Annotated in this window: 7 protein-coding genes; 4 read left to right on the top strand and 3 right to left on the bottom strand. The window is 61.8% G+C overall.

What is annotated here, in order from left to right; translation table 11 throughout:
* The first annotated feature begins 103 nt into the window (after nt 1-103).
* Nucleotides 104-2,515, top strand: coding sequence for a membrane-bound PQQ-dependent dehydrogenase, glucose/quinate/shikimate family (locus tag ACQKIK_RS06945; RefSeq protein WP_499135336.1), 2,412 nt, complete (start codon nt 104-106; stop codon nt 2,513-2,515).
* Between the two features lie 257 nt (nt 2,516-2,772).
* Here ACQKIK_RS06945 and ACQKIK_RS06940 read toward each other — a convergent pair whose 3' ends face one another.
* A complete protein-coding gene (locus ACQKIK_RS06940; RefSeq protein WP_499135334.1) occupies nt 2,773-2,955 on the bottom strand; it encodes a hypothetical protein in 183 nt (60 codons plus the stop codon).
* Nucleotides 2,956-3,183: 228 nt separating this feature from the next.
* Here ACQKIK_RS06940 and ACQKIK_RS06935 point away from each other — a divergent pair, with 228 nt between their 5' ends.
* Nucleotides 3,184-4,764, top strand: coding sequence for an alkaline phosphatase D family protein (locus ACQKIK_RS06935; protein ID WP_499135333.1), 1,581 nt, complete (start codon nt 3,184-3,186; stop codon nt 4,762-4,764).
* A gap of 18 nt (nt 4,765-4,782) precedes the next feature.
* The gene (locus tag ACQKIK_RS06930; protein WP_499135332.1) at nt 4,783-7,122 is read left to right on the top strand and encodes an ExeM/NucH family extracellular endonuclease; all 2,340 of its coding nucleotides are present in this window, start codon (nt 4,783-4,785) and stop codon (nt 7,120-7,122) included.
* A 151-nt stretch (nt 7,123-7,273) separates the two neighbouring features.
* On the opposite strand, the gene ACQKIK_RS06925 is transcribed toward ACQKIK_RS06930, so the two are convergent.
* Together ACQKIK_RS06925 and ACQKIK_RS06920 are read right to left on the bottom strand one after the other, a co-directional pair.
* Nucleotides 7,274-7,753 carry an REP-associated tyrosine transposase gene (locus ACQKIK_RS06925; RefSeq protein WP_499135331.1) on the bottom strand — a complete coding sequence of 160 codons (480 nt, stop codon included), beginning with the start codon at nt 7,751-7,753 and terminating at the stop codon, nt 7,274-7,276.
* 330 nt (nt 7,754-8,083) lie between these two features.
* Nucleotides 8,084-9,667, bottom strand: coding sequence for a peptide chain release factor 3 (locus tag ACQKIK_RS06920; RefSeq protein WP_241529127.1), 1,584 nt, complete (start codon nt 9,665-9,667; stop codon nt 8,084-8,086).
* Nucleotides 9,668-10,315: 648 nt separating this feature from the next.
* On the opposite strand from ACQKIK_RS06920, the gene ACQKIK_RS06915 reads away from it, so the two are divergent.
* The gene (locus ACQKIK_RS06915; protein ID WP_045424653.1) at nt 10,316-11,479 is read left to right on the top strand and encodes a type III PLP-dependent enzyme; all 1,164 of its coding nucleotides are present in this window, start codon (nt 10,316-10,318) and stop codon (nt 11,477-11,479) included.
* The last annotated feature ends 72 nt before the right edge of the window (nt 11,480-11,551 follow it).

Below are 11,551 nucleotides of genomic sequence, written 5' to 3'. Positions count from 1 at the left end.
TTCGCGGCGTATCCACTGAAAGCCGGCGAAACTTTGTCACAGGAAGTTTCGCCGGCTTTTTGCTTTCCCTGTTTATAAATACGTCCCGCTTGGAGTGTGTTGCATGAGTATCGATTATGGGCCTCGGCCCTTGCGTATCACCCTGACCGCTGTGGTGGTGCTGGTGCTGGGTGTGCTGATGGCGGGCGGCGGTGCGTACCTGGCTGTGCTCGGCGGCTCCTGGTACTACCTGCTGGCCGGCATCGGTCTTCTGGTAGTGGCCGGCCTGCTGTTTGCCCGTCGCCGCGCGGCGATCTGGCTGTATGCAGCGCTGTTGCTGGCGACCCTGGCGTGGACCCTCTATGAGGTGCGCTTCGACTGGTGGCAGCTGGCGCCGCGGATCGACCTCTGGTGCATCCTCGGCCTCTGGCTGATCCTGCCCTTCGTCAATCGCTACGTGAGCGACCGTCTGGTCTGGCGCGACGGTGCCAGTGGCTTGCTCGGGCTCGGCCTGCTGGCCGGGGCGTTGATGGCAGGGTACTCGTTGACCCAGGACTACCACTCGATCGACGGCCAGTTCAGCGACGCGCAGATGCAGGGGCTCGATCCGCAAGGGCAGGCCGGTCGCTCCAACAGCGAATGGCCTTCTTACGGCGGATCAGAGCAGGGCGACCGGTATTCGACCGCAGATCTGATCACGCCCGAGAACGTGGGCACGCTGACGAAAGCCTGGGAATACCACACGGGTGATCTGCCGGGGCCGAACGATCCCGGCGAGTTCACCTACGAGGTCACCCCGCTCAAGGTCGGCAACAGCCTGTTCATCTGCACGCCTCACAGCATCGCCATCGCCCTGGACGCCGATACGGGCAAGGAGCGCTGGCGCTTCGACCCGAGCATCAACCGCGACGCCGAGTACTACCAGCACATGACGTGCCGCGGCCTGGCGTTTCACGACGGCACTCGCTATCCCTCGCCGGGTTCGACCAGCGGCCAGCCGGATCAATCGGCGGCGCGTTGCGAGCGGCGGCTGTTCCTGCCGACCAACGATGCCACGTTGATCGCGCTCGATGTGGAAGACGGCAAGCCCTGCGAAGACTTCGGTAACGCCGGTGTCGTCGACCTGAAGCTGCGCCTGGGTGAAGGGGCGCTCGGGGTCTACTTGCCCACCTCGCCGCCGGTGGTGACCGAAAAGCTGGTGATCATCGGCGGTTCGGTTACCGATAACGGCGCCGTGGATTCACCCGGCGGCGTGATTCGTGCCTACGACGTGAAAACTGGCCGCCTGGTCTGGAATTTCGACCCGGGCAACCCGGATGCCACGGAACCGTTGCCACCGGGTGAAACCTACGTGCGCAGCACGCCGAACTCCTGGACGGTGGCCACCGCCGACGAGGCGCTGGGCCTGGTCTACATCCCCTCCGGCAACCAGACCCCTGATCAGTGGGCAATCGATCGCTCGGCCCAGGCCGAGCGTTTCACCGACACCCTGATTGCTCTGGACCTGGAGACCGGCAAAGTCCGCTGGGAATTCCAGACCGTCCACCATGATCTCTGGGATCGCGACCTGCCCTCCCAGCCGACGCTGGTCGATATCGACCGGCCCGAAGGCAAGGTGCCGGCCATCATTCAGGCGACCAAGCGCGGTGATCTCTATGTGCTTGATCGGCGCACCGGTGAGCCCATCGTGCCGGTGACCGAGGTGCCTGTTCCGCAGGGCACCGATTATGGTGATTTCACCGCGCCCACTCAGCCGGTCTCGGCGCTGACCTATGCGCCGCAGGAGCCGCTGTACGAGAAGGACATGTGGGGCGGCACGCCGCTGGATCAGATGATGTGCCGCATCCAGTTCCGCAAGCTGCGCTATGAAGGCGACTTCACGCCGCCATCGGAAAAGGGCTCGCTGATCTATCCGGGCAACGTCGGTACCTTCAACTGGCCGTCCGTGGCGGTCGATCCGAGTCGGCAGTTGCTGTTCGGCGCGCCGAACTACCTGGCGTTTGTCTCGAAGATGTACAAGCGCAGCGAGGTCGATCCCAATGAGCGCACCGGAGGCGGCGAAACCGGCCTGCAACCCAACCTTGGTGCGCCCTACATGGTCAGTCTGAAGCCTCTGCTATCAGTGCTGGGCCTGCCTTGCCAGAGCCCGCCGTGGGGTTATGTCACCGCCGTGGACCTGCGCACCATGAAGAAGGTCTGGATGCAGAAGAACGGCACCAGCCGCGACAGTGCGCCGCTGGGCATTCCTTTCCCGGTGGGCACACCAGCATTGGGCGGTCCGATCGTGACGGCAGGCGGCGTCGCCTTCATGAGCGGCACGCTGGACTACTACTTGCGCGCCTATGACCTGCAGACCGGAGAGGAACTGTGGAAAGGGCGGTTACCGGCGGGCGGCCAGGCCACACCGATGACCTACGTCTCGGAGCAGACCGGTAAGCAGTATGTGGTGCAGGTGGCCGGCGGGCACGGCTCGTTCGGCACTAAGATCGGCGACTCGGTGATCGCCTGGACGCTTGAGGAAGATGATGCGAACTAGACCGGTCGGGCATCGGGCCTAATGGTCAGCCCATCGCCTCTCGCAGTGCGGAGGTGATGGGCTGGACAGGCTGCGATCCAATAGCAAAGCCATCGTACTCACCAACAGCCAGTACTAGCGGCCATTCAGCATGGCCGCCCGTTGTAGTTGCGATTCTGGCTGGGCTCTACGCAGTGCTGTTCCGTATGTTGCTCAATACGCGGCGACTTGTCCCGCAGGCTGGACGTGAGGCTGTCCAAAAACTTCATGGCCTGTGCCTAGTCGTCGAAGCGCCGTGCACCATTCAACGAACCGGTATAGCTACCGTTACTGTTACTGGCGGCATAGCACTCCTGATTGTTGGAACAGCTCAGGCCAACGACCCAGTACGGGCTGTTGATCAGCACGCCTGCCTGAGCAGAGGACGTGATGAAGGCAAAGACGAACAGAAAACGCTTCATGGTGTAACCCCTGGCCTTGATACCGCGAACATAACCGATCGCCGAAGCGCTGAGTGTGGGCGGCATCCCGATCGTTGAACTCGTCTGCTCTTAACGATTTTCACAAAGTCGCGTACGGCGGCGATCTGCAGTAAAGCCGATTTATTGACGACCGTTCGTCTGGGCGTCACGGTTCTGTCAAGCGGCTCGCTTAAACCCTTCTTCCAGCATCCGTTGAAGGGGACGACCATGACCGAATCAACCAAACCCGAACTCGACCAGACACGCCGCCGACTTGTTCAAGGCATCGGTGCTGGCCTTGCGCTGCCCGCGCTCGGCGTTTCGCCTGCGATCATCGCAGCGCCCACCGCGCGACCCTGGATCACCGATGGCGTGCAGTCCGGTGACGTGCTGGCTGATCGTGCCGTGATCTGGAGCCGCTGCGATCGCCCGGCGCGGCTGGTGGTGGAGTGGGATACCAGCAGTGGCTTTAACAACGCTCGGCGGATGGTTTCGCCGGTCACGGATGAACGACTCGACTTCACCGCGCGTATCGATCTGCGTGGGTTGCCGTCGGATCAGTCGATCTTCTACCGCGCCAGTTTCGAGGACGCCCGCGACCATGCCCGCAGCGAACCCTGGATGGGCCATCTGCGCACTGCACCCAGGCGCGCGCGGGATATCCGTTTCGTCTGGGGCGGCGATACCTGCGGCCAGGGCTGGGGCATCAATGCCGACTTCGGCGGCATGCGCATCTACGAAGCCATGCGCCAGCGCCATCCTGACTTCTTCATTCAGAGTGGCGACGCCATCTATGCCGACGGCGTGATCCAGGCTGAAGTGACCGCTGAGAATGGGCGCCTCTGGCGCAACATCGTCACTGAGGCCAAGACCAAAGTGGCCGAAACACTGGACGAGTTCCGCGGCAGCTACCGCTACAACCTGCTGGACCACAACCTGCGTCAGTTCAACGCTGAAGTGCCGCAGATCTGGCAGTGGGACGACCACGAAGTCACCAACAACTGGTCGCCCGGCAAGGAGCTGGATGAGCGCTATCAGGTCAAGGACATCGAACTGCTCGCCCGTCGCGGTCGTCAGGCGTTTCTCGAATATGCGCCGATGCGCATCACCGGCCGCGACGCGACGGGTCGTGTCTACCGCAAGATCGCCTACGGCCCGCAGCTGGACGTGTTTGTGCTGGACATGCGCAGCTATCGCGGCCCCAATACCCACAATCTGCAACCCGAGCAAGGGCCGGATACCACCTTCCTTGGCCGGCAGCAGCTTGCCTGGCTCAAGCGTGAACTGCGCCGCTCACGCGCCACCTGGAAGGTGATCGCAGCCGACATGCCCATTGGCTTGCACGTACCAGACGGTAAGGACGCGGCCGGCAGGGCGCGCTGGGAGGCGATCGCCAACGGACAGGACGGGCCGGCAGCCGGGCGCGAGCTGGAAATCGCTGAACTGCTGGGTTACCTGCGCAAATACCGCGTGCGCAACACGGTCTGGCTGACTGCTGACGTTCACTATTGCGCAGCGCATCACTACCATCCAAACCGCGCGCTATTTCAGGATTTCGATCCGTTCTGGGAGTTCGTTGCCGGGCCCCTCAACGCAGGAAGTTTCGGCCCCAATCCGCTGGATGCCACCTTTGGCCCCGAGCTGGTGTTCCAGAAAGCACCCGCTTATGCCAACGCATCGCCCTACGCCGGTTTTCAGTTCTTCGGTGAAGTGGAAATCGATTCACGCAGCGGCGCCCTGAGCGTCACCCTTCGCGATATCGACGGTGCCTCTGTCTTTTCCAAAACCCTCGAACCCCAACACGCCTGATACCAGGGAGCGACATCCATGCGCCGCAACGACCGCTTCAAGCCGCACCCGCTCACCGCCGCCCTGCTGGCAATCGCCGCAATGGGCGTGCACTCCATGGCATCCGCCGAGCTGCTGATTTCCGAGTACGTAGAGGGCAGCGGCAATAACAAAGCGCTGGAGTTCTACAACGCTGGCGAGACGTCGATTACCCTCGACGGCTATCGAGTCGACTTCTACTTCAATGGCTCGACCAGCAGCGGCCGGAGCATCAGCCTGGCGGGCGAGGTGGCGCCGGGTGGCGTGCATGTCTTGGCGCACGAGAGCGGCGTCCCTGAGTTGCAGGCCACGGCGAACCAGCGCGGTAGCGGCAGTTGGTACAACGGCGACGATGCGATTGTGCTGCGCGGGCCGTCCGGTGAGATTCTCGACAGCTTCGGCCAGCTCGGCGTCGATCCGGGCAGCAAGTGGGGCTCCGGGCAGACGCAGACGGCTGATCGCACGCTGACCCGCAAGACGTCGGTCCGGGTCGGCGATCAGGACCCCAGTGATGCCTTCGATCCGGCCAGCGAATGGCAGGGCTATGCGGCCAACACCTTCGCCCAGCTTGGCCAGTACGGCGAAGGTGAACCGGGTGGAGACGACGCAGGCCGGCGTTCCATTGCCGAAGTGCAAGGCGCTGGCGACCTCAGTCCGCTGATCAACCAGCGCGTCACAGTGGAAGGCGTCGTGGTCGCCGACTTCCAGGGTGAGAACGAGCTGGGTGGATTCTTCATCCAGGCTTCGGATAACGAGATCGATGACGATCCTCGAACCTCCGAAGGTCTGTTCGTCTACGGCACCGGCAACGGTGTCGATGTAAAGGTGGGCGATCGCGTTCAGGTACGCGCGATGGTCGCTGAATACAACGGCCTCACCGAGCTGACCGCGCCTCAGGTCAGTGTTCTGGCCCGCGCGCAGCCCCTGCCAAGCATGGTGCAGATCAGCTTGCCGCTGTCGGCGCCTGATGCACTTGAGCGTTACGAGGGCATGCAGGTCCGCTTCGCCCAGCCGCTTACGGTCAGCGAGGTCTACAACCTGGGACGTTACGGCGAGCTGGTGCTGTCGTCCGGCGGTCGGCTGTGGATACCCACCAACAAGGTCTCGCCCGGCGAGCCGGCCCGACAGCTACAGGCACAGAACGACCTCAACCGGATCGTGTTGGATGACGGCCGCAGCGGTCAGAATCCCGACCCGATCCGCTACCCCTCACCGGAACTCGACGCCTACCGCACGCTGCGTGTGGGCTATGAAGTCACTGACGTGCAGGGTGTGCTGCATTACCTGGCCGGAAGCTATCGCGTCCAGCCGACCCAAGCTCCGAGCTTCGTTGCGGCAAACCCCAGGCCGGGCGCGCCAAAGCCCATCGAGGGTCGCTTGCGTGTAGCGAGTTTCAACGTCCTCAACTACTTCAACGGCGACGGTCGTGGCGCAGGTTTCCCCACCTCGCGGGGCGCGGATACCCGTGAAGAGTTCAACCGCCAGCGCGACAAGATCATTGCGGCGATTCTGGGTGCCGATGCCCACATCATCGGGCTGATGGAAATCGAGAATGACGGATATGGCGAGCACAGCGCCATCGTCGATCTGGTGGCCGGCCTCAATGCGGCGTCACGGAGCGGGGACCGCTACGCGTTCATCGATCCGAAACGCGAACGGCTTGGCACCGACGCAATTGCCGTCGGCCTGATCTACCGCCAAGACATGGTCAGCCCGCACAAGGGCGCGGCGGTGCTGGATGGCTCGGTCGACCCGCGTTTCAACGACACCCGTAATCGCCCGGTGCTCGCACAGACCTTCCGTGAACGCCGTACGGGTGAGCGTTTGACGGTGGCGGTCAATCATCTCAAATCCAAGGGCTCCAGCTGCGACGACCTCGGTGACAAGGACATGGGTGACGGCCAGGGCAACTGCAACCTGACCCGCGTTCGTGCCGCCCAGGCGCTGGTCGCCTGGCTGGGCCGTGATCCTACGCGCTCCTACGATCCGGACCGGCTGATCATCGGCGACCTGAATGCCTACGCGAAGGAGGATCCGATCAATGTGATCAGGGCGTCCGGTTACACCGATCTGCTGGCCACCTTCGGTGGGGGCGACGCGTATTCCTACGTCTTCTCCGGCCAGTCCGGCTACCTCGACCACGGCCTGGCCAGTGCAAGCCTGACCCCGCAGGTGCGCGGCGCAACCGAATGGCACATCAACGCCGATGAACCGCGGGTGCTGGACTACAACCTCGAGTTCAAGACGCCACGCCAGCAATCGATGCTGTACAGCACCGAGCCTTATCGGGCGTCTGACCACGATCCGCTGGTGATTGGGATTGATTTGGGGCGCAGGTAAGAAGGGCCGCGACATTACCGTGATGCTTCCGACGGCTTGCTTGTACGAGACGTCGGGATCGTCAGCAAGCTGGCTCCTACAGAGTGAGGCGCGACGCCTGGGCTTTTCGTAGGAGCCAGCTTGCTGGCGATCAACCACCCCGAGCTGAGCCTTACAACCAAACCGCATCCCACCACGGATAGTCGCCGATACGCTCAACCAGGCCCGCCCGCAACGGATTGGCAACGACATACCGCGCAGCGTCGATCAGATATTCATCTTGGCGCAGCGCACGATCGTGAAACCCCCGCTGCCAGATCCGTGTGCCTGTTTCGCCTGTAATGCGGTTGATGGCTACTGCGCTGCGGGACTTGAAACGCTGGACCACTTTTGGCAACGGCGCTGAGCCCAGTTCGATCAGCCAGTGAACATGATCCGGCATGACGACCCAGGCCAGAGATTCGAGGTGGCGATCGTTATGGAGGTGGCGCATTTCGCTCACCAGCACTCGGGCTAGCAGCGGGTCGGTGAAGATGGTTTTGCGTCGCTCTGTAACTGCGGTCACCAAGTAAACCTGACCCAGCTCGGAATGCCTGCCGCGACGCAGTGCATGGCCGCGGTGGTTGTACTGGCTCTGCACATCCACCTCCATGTGGATTAACGAACTTTTATTCTTTCCAGCGTAGCGGGGCCGGATCGCCAGCAAGCTGGCTCCTACAGGGAAAATTCATTTTCCTTGGATTTTCGTAGGAGCCAGCTTGCTGGCAGATCATGGTTCTGCCGAAGCGCTCAGGACTCCGCCCCGGCAGAACCGTCGCCCTTAATGATGCTCGCGCGTCGCCCTGATTTCACATGAGGATCGCCAGCGAGCTGGCTCCTACAGGGTAAATACATTTGCCTTGGCTTTTCGTAGGAGCCAGCTTGCTGGCGATCATGGATCTGCCGAAGCGCTCAGGACTCCGCCCCGGTAGAACCGTCGCGCTTAATGATGCTCCCGCGTAGCCCTGAACTTCACATCCGGCCAGCGCTCTTCCATCAGGCTCAGGTTGACCCGCGTTGGTGCCAGGTAGGTCAGATGACCGCCGCCGTCGAGGGCGAGGTTTTCGTAGGCCTTGTCGCTGAATTCCTTCAGCTTCTTCTCGTTGTCGCACTCGATCCAGCGCGCCGACCAGACGTTGATCGCCTCGTAGGCGCACTCGACCTTGTATTCCTCTTTCAGCCGGCTGGCGACAACGTCGAACTGCAGCACGCCGACGGCGCCGAGGATGATGTCGTTGTTGCGCTCGGGGAAGAACACCTGGGTGGCGCCTTCCTCGGCCAGCTCCTGCAGGCCCTGGCGCAGCTGCTTGGATTTCAGCGGGTCCTTCAGGCGGACGCGGCGGAACAGTTCCGGGGCGAAGTGCGGGATGCCGGTGAAGCCGAGGTTCTCGCCTTCGGTAAAGGTGTCGCCGATCTGGATGGTGCCGTGGTTGTGCAGACCGATGATGTCGCCGGCCCAGGCTTCTTCCAGCTGTTCACGTTCGCTGGAGAAGAAGGTCAGGGCGTCGGCGATGCGGATGTCCTTGCCGATGCGCGCGTGGCGCAGCTTCATGCCTTTTTCGTACTTGCCCGAACAGATGCGCATGAAGGCGATGCGGTCGCGGTGCTTGGGGTCCATGTTCGCCTGGATCTTGAAGACGAAGCCGGTGAATTTTTCTTCAACCGGCTCGACCACGCGCTCGTTGGCGGCGCGCGGAAGAGGGCGCGGGGCCCAGTCGACGACCGCATCGAGCACGTGGTCGACGCCGAAGTTGCCCAGCGCGGTGCCGAAGAACACCGGGGTCAGCTGGCCCTTGATGAATTCGTCCTGGTCGAACTCGTGGCAGGCACCCTGGACCAGCTCGAGCTGCTCGACGAAACGGTCGTACTCGTCGCCGATGTGCTGGCGCGCTTCGTCCGAATCCAGCTTCTCGATAATCTTGACGTCGGTGCGCTCGTGCCCGTGGCCGGGGGTGTAGACGATGATGTAGTCATCGGCCAGGTGATACACGCCCTTGAAGTCGCGGTAGCAGCCGATCGGCCAGGTGATCGGGGCTGCCTTGATCTTCAGGACCGCTTCGATCTCGTCGAGCAGTTCGATGGGGTCGCGGATGTCGCGGTCGAGCTTGTTGATAAAGCTGACGATGGGTGTGTCGCGCAGCCGGCAGACGTCCATCAGCGCGATGGTGCGCGGCTCAACCCCTTTACCGCCGTCGAGGACCATCAATGCCGAGTCCACAGCAGTCAGTGTGCGGTAGGTGTCTTCCGAGAAGTCTTCGTGGCCGGGGGTGTCGAGCAGGTTGATCATGTGCTCGCGGTAGGGGAACTGCATCACCGAGGTGGTGATGGAGATGCCGCGCTGCTTTTCCATTTCCATCCAGTCGGAGGTCGCGTGACGGTCGGATTTGCGCGACTTCACGGTACCGGCCACGGCAATGGCCTTGCCCATCAGCAGCAGCTTCTCGGTGATGGTGGTCTTGCCCGCGTCGGGGTGGGAAATGATGGCGAAGGTGCGGCGCTTCGCGACTTCGGCGGCCTGAGAGGTCATGGCGGTCCCGGTATGAAAACGTGTCGGAAAAAGCCGGCGATTATAAAGCAAAGCCACCGGGCTGGCTTGGCGGATCAGTGCCGGCGCGGAGCGGTCGGGCAGGGTGTGTATACGCCCTTTCGACTTCTCAGCCGGAGCAGGCCTATTACAGCAAGATCGCCAGGCGAGGTTTCGCCGGGGCAAGCAGGGTGCATGGACGCTCGGCATGTAGATGCTGACAGGCATCTCTGCGTCGGCTGAGCGCTCAACCCATCGCCGTCGAGCGCTACCTTGCGTCTCGTGCGAGGAACATCCCCGCGTCATGTCGGTCGGTTTGAATAGGGTAGGTTCGCCCGTGCGGCAAAATATGGACTGAGTGCGGATTTTTCATTGATCTCAACCAGCTGTGGTTCTAAAGTTCGCGCCCGAACGTCCATGCTGGCAACGATCCATCCGGCTCAAGTACTGACGACGAGAGATCAGGATTCACCAGGTCGCCGCCCCGTTGCGATGACCTGGCCGTGATACTCGGCGACATGCCTTGGGAAGTAGGCGAACCAAAGTGGGGAAACTGATCAGGCGTTCTTGTTAGGTCTGTCCGCTTCGCAGTGAAGCCGCGCAGAAGCTAGTCCCCAATCCGACTTTACGTTTCCCGATTTGGAGCCATGCATGTCGATCAAGATCGAAGATTACTATTCCCGATCCACCTTCCAGAAGATGAAGGCCTTCGCTGATCAGCACGAAACACCGTTCGTGGTCATCGATACCGAAACCATCGACAAGGCGTACGACGATCTGCGCGCCGGTTTCGATTTCGCCAAGGTCTACTACGCCGTGAAGGCCAACCCTGCGGTCGAAATCATCGATCTGCTGCGCGACAAGGGCTCGAGCTTCGACATCGCTTCTATCTATGAGCTGGACAAGGTGATGTCCCGCGGTGTCGGCCCGGAGCGCATCAGCTACGGCAACACCATCAAGAAAGCCAAGGACATTCGCTACTTCTATGAAAAGGGTGTGCGCATGTTCGCCACCGACTCGGAAGCCGACCTGCGCAACATCGCCAAGGCCGCACCGGGTTCGAAAGTCTATGTACGCATCCTGACTGAAGGTTCGACTACCGCCGATTGGCCTTTGTCGCGCAAGTTCGGCTGCCAGACCGACATGGCGATGGATCTGTTGATCCTGGCCCGTCAGCTGAAGCTCGAACCCTATGGCATTTCCTTCCACGTCGGTTCGCAGCAGCGCGACATCTCCGTATGGGACGCCGCGATTGCCAAGGTCAAGGTGATCTTCGAGCGTCTGAAAGAAGAAGACGGCATCGAGCTGAAGATGATCAACATGGGTGGCGGCTTCCCGGCCAACTACATCACTCGTACCAACAGCCTGGAAACCTACGCCGAAGAGATCATCCGTTTCCTCAAGGAAGACTTTGGCGACGAGCTGCCGGAAATCATTCTTGAGCCGGGTCGCTCGCTGATTGCCAACGCAGGCATCCTGGTAAGCGAAGTCGTGCTGGTGGCGCGCAAGTCGCGTACTGCCGTTGAGCGCTGGGTCTACACCGACGTCGGCATGTTCTCCGGCCTGATCGAAACCATGGGCGAAGCCATCAAGTTTCCGATCTGGACCGAGAAGAAGGGCGAGATGGAAGAAGTGGTCATCGCCGGCCCGACTTGCGACAGCGCCGACATCATGTACGAGAACTACAAGTACGGCCTGCCGCTGAACCTGGCCATCGGGGATCGCATGTACTGGCTGTCCACCGGTGCTTACACCACCAGCTACAGCGCCGTGGAATTCAATGGCTTCCCGCCGCTCAAGGCTTACTACATCTAAGCGTCATCGCCATGTAAAACGCCGCGAAGTTCGCGGCGTTTTTGTGTCTGGTATCAGGCTGGTTCTACCGTT

The organism is Pseudomonas sp. NPDC047961, from assembly GCF_050272435.1.
Classification (GTDB): Bacteria; Pseudomonadota; Gammaproteobacteria; order Pseudomonadales; family Pseudomonadaceae; genus Stutzerimonas.
This window is presented reverse-complemented; position numbering and strand designations above follow the sequence as displayed.

Excerpts from the sequence above, each read along its gene's own strand:
- ACQKIK_RS06945 (WP_499135336.1), top strand. The coding sequence starts at position 104 with ATGAGTATCGATTATGGGCCTCGGCCCTTGCGTATCACCCTGACCGCT.
- ACQKIK_RS06940 (WP_499135334.1), bottom strand. The coding sequence starts at position 2,955 with ATGAAGCGTTTTCTGTTCGTCTTTGCCTTCATCACGTCCTCTGCTCAG.
- ACQKIK_RS06935 (WP_499135333.1), top strand. The coding sequence starts at position 3,184 with ATGACCGAATCAACCAAACCCGAACTCGACCAGACACGCCGCCGACTT.
- ACQKIK_RS06930 (WP_499135332.1), top strand. The coding sequence starts at position 4,783 with ATGCGCCGCAACGACCGCTTCAAGCCGCACCCGCTCACCGCCGCCCTG.
- ACQKIK_RS06925 (WP_499135331.1), bottom strand. The coding sequence starts at position 7,753 with ATGGAGGTGGATGTGCAGAGCCAGTACAACCACCGCGGCCATGCACTG.
- ACQKIK_RS06920 (WP_241529127.1), bottom strand. The coding sequence starts at position 9,667 with ATGACCTCTCAGGCCGCCGAAGTCGCGAAGCGCCGCACCTTCGCCATC.
- ACQKIK_RS06915 (WP_045424653.1), top strand. The coding sequence starts at position 10,316 with ATGTCGATCAAGATCGAAGATTACTATTCCCGATCCACCTTCCAGAAG.